Genomic DNA, 16,918 nt, shown 5'->3' with positions numbered 1-16,918 from the left:
CCAGTTTCAATTTGTTGGCATTCCGTCGCCAAGAGCGTTCGCAACGCAAACGGATCTCTTCACCGCCACGTGTGAGTGCAGTATCGAGTCAAACAGAAAAACCGCCTGAAACGATTGAGCGTCTCAGGCGGCTCCGCGCATGAACTCGATCGAGAGAGCGGTCAGTCTTCGAGATTGAATTGAAACTCGTTGACTTTGCCCTCTTCGATTTTGACTTTCAATGGTGTCGAGGACGGAAACCTGTACTTTTCGGGGAGAAGATGTTTCGTCGTCATGACGTCTTCCATGCCACCTTCCGGTTTAGGGACTTTCTCTCCTGTGGGTACCATTTCCGTCTTGGTGATCATAACCACATATTCACCGGGGACAGCACCAGGTTTCCCCTGCGCGGTCTGAAGCGTGAACTTCCCGGCGGCATCCGTCACCGCCATGGCGGCCACTCCCTGTCCTTGGGTGGTCGGGCTAAACATGACGTTGGCTCCTTCCACGGGTTGGCCCTTGTAGGTGACCACACCCATCGCCTGAGCAGTTTTCGGTCCACTTTGACCACACCCAGAGATCCAAACCGAAAACAACAATACAGACGAAAGAAAGCCCGCAAGCTGAACCTGTCTCATGTTCATAGATATCATCCTGCTTTCGAAAATCGACTTTGTTAGAATCGACGGAAACCTTTGACCCTAACCGCGCAAAAGATTACGTCAGAGCGACGCTGTGTCGTTGGCAGCACGTGTGCCAAGGGCACCCCATACACCGTAGATCGAAGGACCCGTGTATTGGTGTGGTTCATTGGGATTTGGCGCGGGCAGCGTTTTTGTTGGGTCTCCAGCGTCAATCGTCTCGCTGATGAAGCGAACTGAACCATCGACGAACGCCACATTCACCCCGCCCGGATGATAACTTGAGGCCGTAATGAGTGCTTCGCGCTCCGGACCACAGGACACCGTATTGGGTGGCAAGCAGGTGAAAAACACGCCATACCAGTTACGGGAATCAGCCCAGCGACGAGCTTTTGCCGAGGACGTACCACCGGAAATCGTGTTTTGGGCGGTTCGCAGAGTCAAACATACGGCTGGTGCCTGCCGAACCGGATTCACACTCGTCCCGATACCCGACTTAATGTTCACATCACCCGCCAGCGAGTCCGCGTTCCCTGCACAGGTTTCTGAGAGGAACACCGTATTACTGGTTCCGTCCGTCACGCCGGCCATATCGATCACAACCCAGTTGCCCGGCCCGAACAAGCCACGCGTTTCGCGCCATGTATCCCCCACTGGCGCATCGCCACGGTTTCCCACGTAATTACCACACCCCAAGACGTTGGTGCGCTGAGACGTATTCGCATTCGAATCCGATGGGCAGACGTAGGTCGCAATATAGGTCTCAAACGGATTAGGACGCCCATCGTACATGTCGTCCGGGGCCCACGGTAGCGGAATGTTGCAATTGCCATTGCCCGTGTTCCAAACATACGGGTTGGTCTCGGACGCCTGCTTGCAATAACCCGTGATCACATCATACAAAGCCCGCTGTTCGATATAGGGTAGCAGAGTCACACGGAACGAATACACATCCACACAATCGATGCGGGTGGTCGTTCCATACCTTGTGAACCCCTTCACCCACAAGGGGTCGTTTGTTCCGCAAGGCAACCGCTTGTAAACGTCGTGGAAGTTGTGCGCCGCTAGGGTAATCTGCTTCAAATTATTTGTGCACTGAGATCGCCTGGCAGCCTCCCGGGCAGCTTGTACCGCCGGCAGTAAGAGAGCAATTAAAATCCCGATAATCGCAATGACAACAAGTAATTCAACCAGTGTGAAAGCACGATGGCGCATGGCAAAACCCTCCACTACAGCAGGAAACCACAAAACCGCTTCTTCGTAACCACTCGGAAAACGCATGAACCGCCAATAGCTTAACCATTTACTATTGTGCTGTAATGGCCCCAACCAGTCAAGCAGTTTGTCGCTGGCCCCTGCCGGGGAGGGGTGTCTTGCCGCGCGTCGATGAGTGGGTTAGGATGGCAATTGCTCAAGAGAAAGCCTTTAACGGGCGATACAAAAGAACGGGAAAAAAGACTCGACCAGCGTGAGTTTTCGATGGATTGACGGTGGGCCGATACTTTGCCCGCAGGGAACCGTCGCCGACTTAAGTAACTCTGACCAGCGTGGACTCTGATCACCGCCGGGCCCCGGAATCAGAATGACGCAGGCCAGGGTTCACGGTGCCCACGTGAAGAAGCGGGCCCTCCTGTTCGCCATCGCCGCGCTGGCGAGTTTTTTTTATTCATGGGCCAGTGGCGCATACTGGGGTGCCGACAAAAACGCGCCGGGATGGTGATAGCCAGCCAACCGCACGGGACGTGGTCGTGGCACCAGGTCAGGGTTTTCGCCCGCTCGTCGCCGATCGGTTCTCCACTGTTTCCAACGATGCCAGATCGCGTGGGGTCCGAATAATAACAGGCCGACGATCCTTGCCATTGTCCGGACGGCTTTGCTCTGCGATCCAAAACCCCGATAGAGCCAGACCATCCGCCGATAATCCTCTGGGCAGTCAAAATCGTCGGTTTCATCTTCAACATGCTGGAACGCTACGGCGGTCCTGCCAGCGGTTCGCAAATCCTCCAGCAATTCCCAAAGTTTGCCCCGCCCTCCACGTTCCGCCTTCTGGATAACACGCTCAAGACCCTGGAGTACAAAAGGGGCAGCGGAGGAAGTAAATTTCAGGGCAAAGATCTCACCATAACGCTTGCCGGAAAGGAAACTGGCGCCAGTCCTGCCGAAAAAGATCAGGTCTCCCGAACACTCGAAAATCCCTCGCATAGCCTCCCTGGAGTAAAAAACATCCCCCAGCAGGACAATCGTACTTCGGCCCCAAAGATTCGCTGTGGCGGCTAAGGTTTCCACAATCCAGCGGCGTCGCGCCGGGCAAAACAGCCGGGTCGCCGGCTGCGCGAGCCTCTCGCCAGCAGTGACCACCACCGGTACACACTCGGTTAGCTCCTGCACCAGTTGCGTCGAACGTTGCAGAACGGGCACACCACCGAGGGGCGCCAGTTGCTTGGGAACGCCCAAATAGTTGTTCCACCGAACCCCATCACCCGCGCACAAAATGAGCACCACGTCAGAATGCGACCAGCAAGTTTCGGACACCATTATGATGCCTCGGAGTCCACTTATTGGTTACAACCCACCCTTTTCATACACCTTGATTCATCCCCATAAGCCCTCCGAGCGGCACAGCTTATTCATTTGATCGTCAGCCGAAATGGGCAATCCACATTTTTTCCAGGCTTATCTGATGCAACACGACCTCGGGTCCGCCGAGGCTCGGTGGGCCGATTCCTTCTTCATGCCGACCGATCCGTGCCCCTTCCACGTGGTATGATAAGGCGATAATCCGCTTGTTTTCCGCCAAGTCCGTTCGCGACAGCGAAAGTTCGACGGCAAACAGATTTTCGCCTCAGGTCCACCGAGTTGTTCAGGAGTTCATGGTTCTCGAACGGTTTAGTCTCACAAGCGCGTGCCCGTCACTGAGGGTGCTCCCGGTTCGCATTGGGGAGTGGCTCGTGGTTTTGGTGGCCTTCGCATGGCAGGGAGCGTGGCCGGTCCCCGATGTCAACGAACCGTACTACCTCGGGAAAGCCGTTCACTTCTGGAACCCTCAGTGGTGTCCGCGGGACGATTTCTTCGCTACTGGCGACGCGCACGCGGTGTTTTATTTCACGTTTGGCTGGTTGTCGCTTTTTCTTCCGTTGCCAGTGCTGGCCTGGACCGGACGCGTCCTCACCTGGGCGTTACTTGCCGCCGGCTGGTGCTTTCTGGGCAGGTGTCTGGGGCTACGCGGATGGTCGCTCGTGTTAGGCGCGATTCTTTTTGCGGCCTTTCAGGAACGGATGGCCATGGCCGGAGAATGGGTCATCGGGGGCGTGGAGGCCAAGGGCTTTGCGTATGCCGTTGTTTTGTTCGGTTTGGGCATGCTCGCTGCTGGACAGTGGAAGGCCAGCCTCATCCTGATGGGGCTGGCCACTGCCTTCCATGTTCTGGTCGGTGGCTGGTCCCTTGTGGCGCTTTTCGTGGCATGGCTGATGAACGGCCGACAGCCGCACTGGAAAATGTTGTTGCCTGCCGTGCTGATAGCGGGGGTTCTGGCACTGCCGGGTGTTGTTCCTTCACTTGCCCTGACGTGGAACGTGCCGCCGGAGATTCTCCGCGAAGCCCATCGGATTTACACGTTCGAGCGTCTTGCCCATCACCTCGTGCCAGGATGTTTTCGCCCTGAGGACGCCACACGGTTTCTCATTCTTACCGGCCTGTTTCTTGGTGCATCGCATGGGTGGCGGGGCACGGAAGCCTGGCAACGAATTCATCGGTTTGTTCTGGGAAGCCTGGTCATCGCTCTCTGTGGTTGGATGCTTGCATGGAGTGTGACTATCTGGCCCGAGTTTGCAGCGGCAGTGCTCCGCTACTATTGGTTCCGACTTTCGGACGTCGCGGTTCCGCTAGGAGCGGCCCTGTGGATCGGAATGGTGGCCAGCAATCGGATTGCCGTCCCCGGCCCTTCTCGGGCGGCTCTGGTCACGCTGGGAACTGTGGGATGTGTCTTCCATCTGAGCAGCTATGTGCCGGTCCGCACGCAGGCCACCCTGCCTCGAACGGAATGGACAGACGTCATGTGGAGTACCTGGCAGAGTGGGCAAACCGCCCTTTGGTGGTCTATCTGGCAGGAGGACCCCATCGCTCGCCGGGAATTTCGGCAATGGCGGGAAGTCTGTCAGTGGATCTCTGCCAACACCCCCGCGGATGCCCGATTCCTCACCCCACTCACCAAGAGCACGTTCAAATGGTATGCCAATCGAAGCGAAGTGGTCACCTGGAAAGAAATTCCCCAAGACGCTGGGTCTATCGTCGCCTGGTGGGCAAAACTCAAGGATATTTACCTCATCAACGATCCCATCCGCGGTGAGTGGTGGGCGCGAAATGCCACCGATTTGGGCGAGGCCAGATTGAGCGATCTGGCGCAGAAGTACCAGTTTGAGTACATTCTCACCCAGCGAACTCCCCCGTTGAACTTCGAGCCCGTGTTTTGCCGACCGGACAACGATTACGTGATCTATCGCGTCGGGCCGACAAAAACCGAATGAGCCGGGGAATTAGCCCTCAAATCGCAATAGGCCGTAGTGTTTTTTGCCGGTGCGGAGCACAATCGTGGTCTCGCTCGCCAGATCGGACGGGGTGAGGCGTGCGTCAGGGTCAAGCACCCGCCGGTTATTCACATAGGCACCGCCCTGCTGAATGATGCGTCGGGCTTCACTTTTGCTCTTGGCGAGCCCAGCCAGACAGAGGGCTTCCACGAGCGGCAGGCCTTCCCCGTTGAGCCGTTCCCGGCTCACCGCATGACTGGGGACATCATGAAAAATTTCGCCCAGTTCCCGATCGGTCAGGCGATCAATTTCCCCACCGAAAAGAATGGCCGTCGCTCGCTCAGCGGCGGCCAGACCTTCTTCACCATGGACCAGCCGAGTCAATTCCTGAGCGAGCCGCCGCTGCCCGAGTCGTTTTTCCGGCTGTGCCAGATGCTCCCCGACCACCGCTTCGATTTCTTCGCGGGGAAGGTCGGTGAAATACTTGAGGCACTTTTCCACCACGTCGTCTTCGAGATTGATCCAGTACTGATAGAACTGATAGGGTGACGTTTTGCGCGGGTCCAGCCAGAGGGCCCCACTCTCCGTCTTTCCCATCTTGGTTCCGTCACTCTTGGTGAGCAGCGGGCACGTCAGCCCATAGAGCTGGACGCCAAGCAGGCGTCGGGCCAGATCGATCCCCGCGGTGATATTTCCCCACTGGTCGCTCCCGCCGACCTGGATTTCGCACCCGTAATTCTGATAGAGATACACGAAGTCGTACGCCTGGAGCAGCATGTAGCTGAACTCGGTGTAACTGAGGCCGGAGTCACTCCTCTCGAGCCGGGCTTTCACCGAATCCTTGGTGAGCATCACATTGACGGGAACGTGCTTTCCCACCTCGCGGAGAAAATCGAGGAAGCTGAACCGCGACATCCAATCGTAGTTGTTGAGAAGAAGCGCCCCGTTCGGCTGGCGATCAAAATCGAGGAACCGCCGGAGTTGCTGGGCCACCGCTTCCACATTGTGGCGGAGTTCGTCGAGGGCCAGAAGTTTGCGTTCCTCCGACTTGCCGCTGGGATCGCCAATCATTCCCGTGGCTCCGCCGACCAGGGCAATTGGACGATGGCCCGCCTGCTGAAATCGCCGCAAGACCATGATCGCCATGAGATGCCCCACATGGAGGCTATCGGCAGTGGGATCGAAGCCCGCATAGACGGTGCGCGGTCGCTCGGCGAGCAATTTGGGGAGCGTCTCCTCGTCGGTACATTGGTGAATAAGCCCGCGCCAGCGGAGTTCTTCGTATACGTTCCCGGCCAGCATCAAGAAAGACCTTTTCTTCGATTTCTAAAAGATTGCCCGTATTTCCTCACGCCAGACAGGGAACCGGAAATTCATCGCGGCATTTCGGCGCTGGTCCCGCAGGCAGCCGGCAGATAGGCCAGGCGAACGTAATCCGCCACCATGCGGTGCGAACTGAACCGCCATGCCAGTGAACTGATGGAATTCATCATGCGGAGGACCCAGCGGCGTGGCAAGCCATCGGCGTCCTGATCGTAGAACTCGGGGATCACCTGGGTTTCCAGCACATGGTAGAAGCTTTCCGCATCCCGCGCGTCCTGGACATGTTCGGAGCGATGCGTCGCCCCATGCCCAATGGCAAAGCCGTTTGAGCCGTCGTAGGCCTCTGCCCACCACCCGTCCAGCACCGAGAAATGGAGAGCGCCATTGAGGACGGCTTTCTGGCCGCTTGTCCCGCTGGCTTCCAGCGGTCGTCGCGGGGTGTTGAGCCACACATCCACCCCCTGAATCATGTGGCGGCACACGTTGATGTCGTAATCCTCAATGAAGACAATCCGCTTGGCAAAGCGGGGATCATGCCGCAAATTGGCAATGGCCTTGATAAACTCCTTGCCCGCCGTATCCCGTGGATGCGCTTTCCCACTGAAGATAAACTGGACCGGCCGCTGCGGATCATTGACAATTCGCGCAAGCCGATCGATATCGTGCAAAATGAGCGGCGCACGCTTGTAGGTCGCAAAACGTCGTGCGAAACCAATGGTGAGGATATTCGGGTCAAGGATCGTTCGGGCAGCCTCGATCACCTCGTCCGGTTCATTGCGGCGACGGCACTGTCGGCTCACCCGACGTCGAACGAATGCCAGCAACTGGTTCTTCAGCGTGAGGTGCGTTTCCCACAGTTCGCCGGGATCCACATTGTAAATGGCCTGCCAGACTTCAGGTTCCCCCATCCGTTCGAACCACCGATCGGGGAAGTAGCGGTCATAGAGGAGCTTCATCTGCCAGGCCAGCCAACTGGGGATATGGACACCATTGGTAATATGGCCAATCGGCACCTCGTCTTCCACGCGCCACGAAAACAGAGAGGACCACATCTGACGCGTTACCCGCCCGTGAAGGGCGCTCACCGCGTTGGCCTTTCGCGAGCATTTCAGGGCCAGCACCGTCATGCAGAATGGTTCGTCCATCCGCGAGGGCTCCACGCGTCCCAGCCCCATCAGCGTCTCGTGCGAGATCCCGAGGGCGTCGCGCAGTGGTCCGAGGTGTTCCTCGACAAGTCCCGCGTCAAAGCGGTCATGTCCCGCAGGAACCGGCGTATGGGTGGTGAAAACAGTGCACTGGCGAACCTCGCGGAAGGCTTCGTCAAAGCTGAGGCCGTCGTCCATCATCTTTTCCCGAATGACCTCCAGGACGGCGAAGGCACTGTGACCCTCGTTGAGATGATAGACACCCGGCTTGATCCCCAAAGCCCGCAGGACCCGCACGCCGCCCACACCCGCCACCAACTCCTGCCGAATCCGCGTGCGGTTATCACCGCCATAGAGGCGGCTGGTCAATTCGCGGTCCTCGGGGCTGTTCCCCTCCACATCGGTATCCAGCAGGTAAATGTTGACCCGCCCCACGCGCATCTGCCACACTTTGGCCATCAGACGCGAAGTGCGCGTTTCCAGTGTGATGATGATGGGTTTGCCCTGTGCGTCCGTCACCAGGTCGAGGGGCAACTTAGTGACATCCACGTCGATGTACTCTTCCTCCTGCCAGCCATCGACCGTCAAATGCTGCTTGAAGTACCCCTGATCGTAAAACAACCCGATGGCCACCAGGGGCACGCCTAGGTCACTCGCGCTCTTACAGTGATCGCCCGAAAGAACCCCCAAACCCCCAGAATAGATGGGCACAGACTCGTGAACACCATACTCCAGAGAGAAGTACGCCACCGGCTTCGAACCAAGGACCCCAGCGTTCGTACGTGCCCACAGGGGACGTTCCGAGAGGTACTCCTTGAGCCGACGGTAGGCCTGGTTGATCCGGCTCTGCAGGGCTAGCTCGGCCACCCGCGCCTCCAACCGCTCCGGAGTCATTTCTGCCAGGAGGGCCACCGGATTGTGGTCCAACTGCCGCCATCGAATGGGATCAAGATCGCGAAAGAGGTTGATCACGTCCGGTTGCCAGGTCCACCAGAGATTCCTGGCAAGGGTGACACATTTGTCGTACATCGTTTGGGCGGACATGCTGAGCTCCACTGCCGGACGAATGCTGTGGTTGGTGGAGAGTTCTGCAATTCCCATCAAGATCCACTCCCATTCCGTGTATTGATCAACGGCCGGCACACAGCCGAAACCGCTCCTTGGCCGTTTCCAAGGGATACGCCCTCACCGGCTCACGACCTGCTCACACCCAGCGATCCCGGAAATTGCAATTCGCCCACCTTTTTGCGGTTCGTTAGCCCCATGACCAGTCGCCGCCGGGTAATTCGGGCGAGATTTCCCCCACCTGACAGCTCGGCTTGCAGGCAAAACGTTATCTCCTCTCCATCAGGGAACGACTTGGCATCCAGGTTCGCGCCGATTGGACCGTCGCTGAAAATTCCGATTATACCACCTGTGCAAAAGGCGATTGGAGAGCAGCCATCCCCTCCGGAAGTCGGGAACCGAGTAACCCAACACCGATCCCGGCCCCGAACCGTGTCGCTTCGGGCTTTCCGACTGAATCGGCACAACCGTTCTTCGTCTCCCAACCTTTTTGCCAACGCCAGAAAGATAGGCAAAATAGGCACACAAAATAAACCCGATCGATCAAGTAATATCGTCGCTCCGGTCCATCAACACACGACGGAGCGCCTTTTTTGGACTCTGGCGGGATAAAATTAACGGTGAGAATCAAACGAGACGTTTTGCCTGCCGGACAATCATTCGCATGGAGTCTCCCGAATGTTTTTTCTCTGGTTGCTTGGATTGTTTCTGATCTTCCCGTTTGTGGAGCTGGCGATCCTGCTGTGGATGGCCGCCCACATTGGCTGGTTGCCAACCCTGGCCCTGGTCGTCGTCACGGCGATCATCGGGGCGGCCGAGGTTCGCCGGGAAGGACTCCGCGTTTGGTTTCGCTTCAACGAACAGCTCGCCCGAGGTGAACTTCCCACCGACGCCATGTTCGACGGGCTCCTCGTACTTGTGGCAGGAGTCCTCCTGCTAACCCCGGGATTGATCACCGATGTGATCGGCTTTGCCCTGCTCTTTCGCCCAATGAGGGATTTCATCAAGGCAGCACTCCGCAGGTACCTTGCGCGACGCTTCGTGTTCACCACGGTTGGGGCACCTCGTGCCGGATCAGCCTGGTGGTTTTACTCAAGCGACTCGGCTGTGCCGCCGGAGCCGCCGTTTGAGGACAACGTCATCGATGTGGAGTTCCGCAGGGTCCGTTGAGAGATGTGAATTCTCTCCCCCGGCTGGAGATAAAAATCCTGTTTGCTGCCCACAACCTTCATCAATATAAGGTGCTCGACCAATGACAAGTGTGCTGGAAACCGCTCAGAGTGAAACCTATCCGTTCGAGGCCTACAAGAAACTCTCCCCGGACGAACTGAGAGAACGGATTCTGGCCGTCAAACGGGAGATGGGTCCGCGATTGCTTATCCTCGGCCACCATTATCAGCGGGATGAGGTGATTGAGCTTTCCGACCTTCAGGGAGACAGCTATCGCCTGAGTGCCCTGGCGGCCGAGAACGAAGCCTGCCGTGCCATCATCTTCTGCGGTGTCCATTTCATGGCGGAGACTGCGGACATCCTTGCCAATCGGCCGGAAAAAGTAGCCCAGCGCGGCGAACGCATTCCCGTCATTCTGCCGGACATGAAAGCAGGCTGCTCCATGGCCGACATGGCGGAGATCGACCAGGTGGAGGAGTGCTGGCAGCAGTTAAGCCAGGTCATCGACATTTCTGAGGTAATTCCCGTTACCTACGTCAATTCGTCCGCCAAACTCAAGGCATTTTGCGGACGGCACGGGGGCACCGTGTGCACCTCTGCCAATGCGGATGTGGCCCTCCAGTGGGCGCTCTCCCGGGGACGACGCGTGCTCTTCTTTCCGGACCAGCACCTCGGCAGAAATACCGCCCTGAAAATGGGCATTCCCTTAGAAGCAATGCCAGTATGGGATCCCTATGCCCGAGAATTGGGTGGCAATTCCCGGGAGGCCATCGAAAAGTCCACGGTCATCCTCTGGAAAGGCCACTGTAGCGTCCATCAGATTTTCCGCCCGGAGCACGTCGATTATTTCCGCGCCAACTATCCCGGCATCAAAATCCTCGTGCACCCCGAGTGCATGAAGGAGGTCGTGGAAAAGGCCGACGTCGTGGGATCGACGGGCAGGATCATTCGGGCGGTGGAGGAGGCCCCTCCCGGCACCAAATGGGCGATCGGTACTGAACTTCACCTCGTCAATCGTCTGAAGAAGAAGCACCCTGAACAGGAAATCTATTTCCTGGCCCCGGTCGTGTGCATGTGCTCCACGATGTACCGCATCGACCTGCCCCATCTTTGCTGGGCCGCGGAAAACCTGGCGGCCGGTACGCCGGTCAACGTCATTCGCGTTGATGATGCCACGGCGAAAGATGCCCTGGTGGCCCTGGAACGTATGCTGGAGCTCAAAGGCCGGTGACCGGAAGAACTGCTCGGGTCCGCGGGTTTTTTACACGCTGGCGGCGGTTGGTGGTTGCGGGATTGCGGGTTCTCCCGAACCACGCGACCCGTTGCAATTTTCCCATGTCTCGACTAGCTTCAATGAAAGAACACTCAGCCTGGTTTGGCCTGTCGCTGGCAGGATGTCCGGTCAGCCGACAGATTGTTGCTCAGAACCCCCGCACGAGGAATATCCCATCCCATCAAATTGAAGGCCAATCATGGGCGAACGAGCGCGCACCCTGACGCAAGCCCCCGCCGTGCAGCGTAGTCCTGGCTTTCTGGACGAAGAAGGCCGGTGGGTGACTTTGAAGGATCCCTGGATCGCAGCGTTTCTGGCGTGGTTGCTGCCAGGACTTGGCCACTGGTATCAGGGCCGCCAGGCCAAAGCCATCCTGTTTTTCGTGTGCATCATGGGCCTGTTCATCTATGGCTGCTATCTGGGGGGGAACCGCGAGCTCGGATATGCGCGAGTGGTGTACGCGTCGTTTCGGCCGGGAGACATGCGGCTATACTACCTCTGCCAGATCGGTGTGGGACTGCCGGCCATGCCGGCCCTGATCCAGGCTGCCCGGGTACGTCAGAACAAGCCGCCCTTATGGAATAACTTCATGGCACCTCCCCGACTGGGAACGGATGACGGTAATCCGCCCACGCTGTCGCGGATCTGTTACGAGTTGCACGCCTACTTCGATCTGGGAAGCCTGTACACGGCAATCGCCGGATTGCTCAATATTTTGGTGATATTCGATGCATTTGGCGGGCCGCTGTTCCCGGAACCTTCCGCCCGCAAAGACCAGGAGGCCGCCCAGGACTCTCCCAGCGCCGCGGCCCCTGCCAATGCCGGAGAAATGGCCAATTCGAAGTGACTGCGAACAGCGGTGGACTTTTTACACACCAACGCAGGAATCGATTGCGTTATGACCGTTAATTACATGTGGTATCTCGTACCGCTCCTCATCGCCGTGAGTCTGGTTTATGCCGGCACCCGGCAAGAGGCGATGCCGGCCGTCTTGCGGCATGGGGTCAAGACCCTCGTCTGGATCGTCGTCTTCATGGGCATCATCGCGGCAATTCTCCAGCTCTTGGACGCGTTCACCTGATTGATCAAGCTGTGTGGGGCGTCAACTGTTTACCCAAAGTAGCAAGCGTCAGGACGGGCACGATAAGACGGTATCGCCCAGGCTTCTTTTTAGCCCATCGCCGCCCTCTCCGCCAAGAATAACCAAGAACGGCGAGTTGATTTCCAATATTTTTCGCTCGCATCGGGGCAGCGGCACCGCGACCGCCTCAGATTTGATACGCCCCTCTCACGGATCGGCGGACTCTCTGACGGAAAATTGGTTGCTCTTTTTCCGCGGTTTTCCGCGCCCACAGCGTTCGGAAAGGGCCAGTTTCACAATGACCGCCACCGCTTGAAGCCCTTCCCGCCAGGTGATCTTGGAGGCTCCCTCCCGCCGGTCCACAAACGTGATGGGCACTTCACAGAAGACGGCCCCAATCTTCCGCATGCGGTAAAGGATTTCCTCAAAAAATGCATAGCCCGACGAACAGAACTCACTGAAGTCCAATCGGGCGAGTGTCGCCGCTCGGTAGCACCGGAAGTTGCCACTGCAATCCCGGACGGGCAAGCCGAGCATCAGTCGCGCAAACCAGTTGATCGCGCGACTCATCAGATGCCGTCGCAGGGGCCAGCCTTCAATCCGGCCGCCAGGGACATAACGGGAACCGATCGCCACATCCACCTTTGGCCCATTGGCCGGTTCCATGGCGGCGAGCAGATCGGGGAGCCTCTCCGGCGGATGGCTGAAATCGGCATCCATGGTGAGCACGTAGCGATACCCCTGGGCAATACCTTCGCGAAGGCCCGCGATGATCGCCGAACCGAGACCCTGCTTCCCGGGTCGATGAAGACACCGCAAACGCGGATCCCCGCGGGAATATTCCTCGCACCACTCGCCTGTGCCATCGGGTGAATTATCGTCCACCACAAGCACATCCACGGTTGGCACGGTGGTGAAAATGGCCTCCAAAAGCGGGGGCAGAGTTTCCCGCTCGTTATAGGTCGCGATGACGATAAGGCACTCGCCCTGATCCACCATGTGTAGCGGTCAACATCACATCATTGGTGTTGCCGAAATGGCCGACAGACTCTTCGTCCGGATACCACGTCCCTCGAGGGGAACCCGCACGCGGCTTTTGACTCATTGTGAAGACAGCTCGAGCAACCAGCAACACCGGCTCATCGGAGGGACCTCCGTGTCAGGTCCGTTTCTCCACGCTGGATACTCCGTCTCCCGTCACCGGGCAGGGCAGGCGAGGCCGGTGGCAGAGACTCGCTTGGGATCCGCAATTCAGAATCGGAAGACCGTTCAGGAAACGGTTCGCTCCCTCTTTGCCTGGCCCTGGGGAGCGTCATTCGGACACGTCCTGCGACACGGGCGACAGAGGTAATGCCGCAGGACCGCTCATTTCCAAAAGCTTCCCTTCCATGGTGGCGAGCTTCATGGATCGCTGTGGTCCGCGGAGCGTGGGGCTGGCCCGTCGGGCATGATCGATCCACCTCCCTGGGGCAATGCCGATGAGGACCGTCATAATCAAACACAGGGCAACGGCGAGCATGGCCGGCATGGCACCCTGCCGAAGTTGGACCGCCTGCCTTTCCTGGCCCGCCGTCTCACCACGAGCCGTGACAAAGAACATTGCTCCCACAACCCGGAGATAATACGCGGCGGCGATGGCCGCATTGACGGCCCCCACCACGGCGAGGAAGACGAGGCGTGACCTCGCGGGCCCACCACCGGGAACTCCCCCCACATCCAGCGCGCTGAAGAACACGGCGAGTTTCCCCCAAAAACCAGCCAACGGTGGAATCCCCGCCAGGCTCAGCATGAAGATCGCCAGCGACCAGGCCAGCAATCGCAAATCCATGTGAGGTGCATAAGCCAGCCCGCGGAGGTCATCAAGGGTTTCGACTGGCTGATCGCCAAGTCGCAGCATGCCGAGCACGGCGAATGCGCCCAGTGTCGCCAGAAGATACACGATAAGATAGAAAAGCAACGCTGCTGCCCCATCCCACAGATGTCCCTGGGGAGTGGCGTACGTCATCGCCACGGTGAGACCGATGAGCATGTATCCTGCATGGGCAATTGAAGAGTAGGCGAGAAGTCGCCGCAGATTCGTCTGCCACAGGGCGAGGACGTTTCCCAGCGTCATGGTGAGCACGGAAAGCGCCAGGACCACCTGCCATGCGCGGTCCGGTCCTCCGAACATTCCCTCCAGCAGCAGCCGCACCAGCACCAGCATGCCCGCCGCCTTGGGGAGGGCCGACAGCAAGGCTGCATTGCGGTGAGAAGTCCCCTGATACACATCGGGAGCATAGAAGTGAAACGGTACGGCGGCGATCTTGAAGCCAATTCCCGTCAGGACCAGCACTACCGGAATGGCCCCGATCACACCTGCAAACACGCCCTGCGCCCCCGCCTGCATCAGCCCCTTCAGCGATAGCGTGCCGGCCAGGCCGTACACAAAGCTCAGCCCATACAGGAACACGGCCGAGGAAAGCACGCTGAGGTAAAAGTACTTGGTAGCCGCCTCCCGATAATTGGGCCCTTCCTTATCGACATAGAGAAGGATGTACGAGGCGACGGAGATGAGCTCCAATCCGACAAACAGAAGTACCAGATCTTCCGCCCGAGCAACCAGCGCCAGACCGACAATCCCCAGGAGCAGACTCCCCAATCGCTCGCCTTCGTGTTCGCCTTCCTGTCCGGTAGAACTGGCCGTCAGCACGAGGATCAGCCCCACGGAAAAGGCCAGCCCTCGGCCGAACACAGCCAGCATGTCTTTGCTGGAAACGAGAAATCCCTGCTGGAGATAAAACAGCGTGACACCGGCCACCATCCCGACGAGGGACAGCGCGTAGAACCAACTCCGCCGCACCTGGAAAGGCGCAAGAACCAGGCACAAAACGGCCACAATCGTGAGCACGATTTCAGGTAGCCAGTCAGTCATCATGGTTGGTCGCGCGATTAAATGTCACGTGTTCTGTGTACACGGCGTCAGCGAGTTGCTCTTCACTTCCAGCAATCGGCGTCACTTGGCCGGTCAGCACGTCCCCACCAAGCAATTGGCGTGGTCCAGGAATAACCGCTCCGTCCGCGATCTGGGCAGGCGCGGGTGCCGCAAGGGACTTCTGGACCGACTTCAAGGCGGGGGTCATCCGACTCAGGAAAAACTGCGGCTGAATGCCGATCCAGACAATGAATACAACCAGCGGCGCAAGAGCCAGCACTTCCCGCAGGGATAAATCCCGGACACCGTGCTGCCCTGCCGAGACGGAATAGGTGTGCCATTCCTCGCGGGGCTCCGACTGTTCAGCCGTCGCGCCATCGCGGGCAGCCACACTCTCCGAGGGGGGCTCGCGAAGTGCCCCGAAGAACACACGTCCCACCAGCGTCAACATATACCACGCGCCGAGCACCACCCCCAAAGTGCCCGCCACAGCGAAGGCCCATTCCCACCCTCCGACGTGGCACGCCCGCTGGAACATCCCCACTAAAACCAGAAATTCTCCGGCAAACCCGTTCAGACCGGGCAGGCCGATACTGGAAAACGTGAGCACGAACATGAAAAACGCCAGGACGGGGAGCTTCAGGGCAAGGCCGCCAAAAGATTCGATCTTCCGTGTGTGATATCGTTCATAGATCATCCCCACCACGGCAAAAAGCCCACCGGTGGCCAGTCCATGGTTGATCATCTGCAAAAGCCCTCCGTGCAGCCCGAGGGCATTGAGCGTGAAAACTCCCAGCATACAGAACCCGAGATGGCTCACGCTGGAATAGGCGATCAGGCGTTTGATGTCCCGCTGGGCAAAGGCCGTCAGGGCCCCGTAAATGATCCCGATCGCGGAAAGGCCAAGAATCCAGGGGGCTACCTGCGCTGTCGCATCGGGCACCATCGGGAGGACAAAACGGAGGAATCCATACCCACCAACTTTCAGGAGAATGCCGGCCAGGAGCACGCTTCCCGCGGTGGGGGCTTCCACGTGCGCCAGCGGCAACCACGTGTGAAGCGGTACCAGCGGTACTTTCACGGCGAATCCCGCGAACAGCGCCCAGAACACCCAAAGCTGGAAAGCCAGCGGTAGTTGCCCCCGTTCACGCAGTTCCGCCAGCCGTTGCGTCAGTTCGGGAATGGAGAACGTCACCACTCCCGAACCGCTCGCGTAGGCATTCCAGATCACCAGGGCCAGCAAACCCAAAAACGTCAGCACACTGCCGGCAAGCGTGAAAAGGAAGAACTTCATCGCGGCATAACGCCGCTCCTCGTGCCCCCAAATCCCGATCAGGAAAAAAAGGGGAATCAGTGTCGCTTCAAAAAACAGATAAAAGAGGAGCACATCGCGGGCCACAAAGACTCCCAACATGCCCGTATAAAGCAGAAGCAGAAGGCGATAAAACGCGGGAGCGCTGTCTTTCACCGCTTCCCAGCTCACCAAAACACAGGTGATCATGAGAAGCGAGGTGAGACCGTACAGCCACACGCTCAGCCCGTCCAGCCCCACGGCAAAGCGTACCCCGAGCGTGGCCTCCGACCGATGCCACCAGGGCACCTCCAGCACGGCAAAACTCGGCGCGCCCGCCGGATAGGAAAACACGAGATATCCGCTGAGCAAGCAGTTCACGAGCACGACCGTCAGGGCCACCAGTCGAGCCGACTCCCGCGTTTGACCGGCGAGGAGAACGCCCACCAGCGGAAGAAAAACGGTAATTGCCAGTAACGTGCCCATGCGTGTGTCCTACAGTTGATCAAAACTCAT

13 protein-coding genes are annotated in these 16,918 nt (G+C 58.4%); 5 read left to right on the top strand and 8 right to left on the bottom strand.

What is annotated here, in order from left to right:
- Positions 1-161: 161 nt before the first annotated feature.
- The 3 genes from THTE_RS02810 to THTE_RS02800 all read right to left on the bottom strand — a co-directional run bounded on the left by THTE_RS02810 (position 162) and on the right by THTE_RS02800 (position 3,155).
- Positions 162-623: a carboxypeptidase-like regulatory domain-containing protein gene (locus tag THTE_RS02810; RefSeq protein ID WP_095414011.1), complete on the bottom strand. Its 462-nt coding sequence runs from the start codon at positions 621-623 to the stop codon at positions 162-164.
- A 78-nt stretch (positions 624-701) separates the two neighbouring features.
- Positions 702-1,835, bottom strand: a complete 1,134-nt coding sequence (locus tag THTE_RS02805; protein WP_168175893.1) for a DUF1559 domain-containing protein — start codon at positions 1,833-1,835, stop codon at positions 702-704.
- 447 nt (positions 1,836-2,282) lie between these two features.
- Entirely contained in the window at positions 2,283-3,155 is an 873-nt protein-coding gene (locus tag THTE_RS02800) for an NTP transferase domain-containing protein (RefSeq protein ID WP_095414009.1), read from the bottom strand.
- A 335-nt stretch (positions 3,156-3,490) separates the two neighbouring features.
- Between THTE_RS02800 and THTE_RS02795 the strand changes: the two genes are divergently transcribed.
- Entirely contained in the window at positions 3,491-5,143 is a 1,653-nt protein-coding gene (locus THTE_RS02795; protein ID WP_095414008.1) for a DUF6798 domain-containing protein, read from the top strand.
- Between the two features lie 9 nt (positions 5,144-5,152).
- Here THTE_RS02795 and tyrS read toward each other — a convergent pair whose 3' ends face one another.
- Positions 5,153-6,445: a tyrosine--tRNA ligase gene (gene tyrS, locus THTE_RS02790; protein ID WP_095414007.1), complete on the bottom strand. Its 1,293-nt coding sequence runs from the start codon at positions 6,443-6,445 to the stop codon at positions 5,153-5,155.
- 71 nt (positions 6,446-6,516) lie between these two features.
- Positions 6,517-8,712 (bottom strand): alpha-glucan family phosphorylase, encoded by a 2,196-nt coding sequence (gene glgP, locus THTE_RS02785; RefSeq protein ID WP_207651762.1) that lies wholly within the window; start codon positions 8,710-8,712, stop codon positions 6,517-6,519.
- 642 nt (positions 8,713-9,354) lie between these two features.
- Here glgP and THTE_RS02775 point away from each other — a divergent pair.
- From THTE_RS02775 to THTE_RS02760, 4 genes are all read left to right on the top strand, one after another.
- Positions 9,355-9,846, top strand: a complete 492-nt coding sequence (locus THTE_RS02775) for an FxsA family protein (RefSeq protein WP_095414005.1) — start codon at positions 9,355-9,357, stop codon at positions 9,844-9,846.
- A gap of 82 nt (positions 9,847-9,928) precedes the next feature.
- Complete coding sequence (gene nadA, locus THTE_RS02770; protein ID WP_095414004.1) at positions 9,929-11,077, top strand: quinolinate synthase NadA; 1,149 nt, start codon at positions 9,929-9,931, stop codon at positions 11,075-11,077.
- 241 nt (positions 11,078-11,318) lie between these two features.
- The gene (locus THTE_RS02765) at positions 11,319-11,966 is read left to right on the top strand and encodes a DUF6677 family protein (protein ID WP_095414003.1); all 648 of its coding nucleotides are present in this window, start codon (positions 11,319-11,321) and stop codon (positions 11,964-11,966) included.
- A gap of 51 nt (positions 11,967-12,017) precedes the next feature.
- Complete coding sequence (locus THTE_RS02760) at positions 12,018-12,200, top strand: hypothetical protein (protein WP_095414002.1); 183 nt, start codon at positions 12,018-12,020, stop codon at positions 12,198-12,200.
- 207 nt (positions 12,201-12,407) lie between these two features.
- Here the strand turns inward: THTE_RS02760 and THTE_RS02755 are convergent, their stop codons facing one another.
- From THTE_RS02755 to THTE_RS02745, 3 genes are all read right to left on the bottom strand, one after another.
- Entirely contained in the window at positions 12,408-13,199 is a 792-nt protein-coding gene (locus tag THTE_RS02755; protein ID WP_095414001.1) for a polyprenol monophosphomannose synthase, read from the bottom strand.
- A 313-nt stretch (positions 13,200-13,512) separates the two neighbouring features.
- Entirely contained in the window at positions 13,513-15,114 is a 1,602-nt protein-coding gene (locus THTE_RS02750; RefSeq protein WP_095414000.1) for an NADH-quinone oxidoreductase subunit N, read from the bottom strand.
- Complete coding sequence (locus tag THTE_RS02745) at positions 15,104-16,888, bottom strand: complex I subunit 4 family protein (protein ID WP_095413999.1); 1,785 nt, start codon at positions 16,886-16,888, stop codon at positions 15,104-15,106. The genes THTE_RS02750 and THTE_RS02745 overlap by 11 nt, the downstream gene beginning before the upstream one ends.
- Positions 16,889-16,918 lie beyond the last annotated feature (30 nt).

It is taken from the genome of Thermogutta terrifontis, assembly GCF_002277955.1.
GTDB lineage: Bacteria > Planctomycetota > Planctomycetia > Pirellulales > Thermoguttaceae > Thermogutta > Thermogutta terrifontis.
The sequence above is the reverse complement of the archived record's forward strand: the minus strand, read 5'-3'. Positions and strand labels throughout refer to the sequence as shown.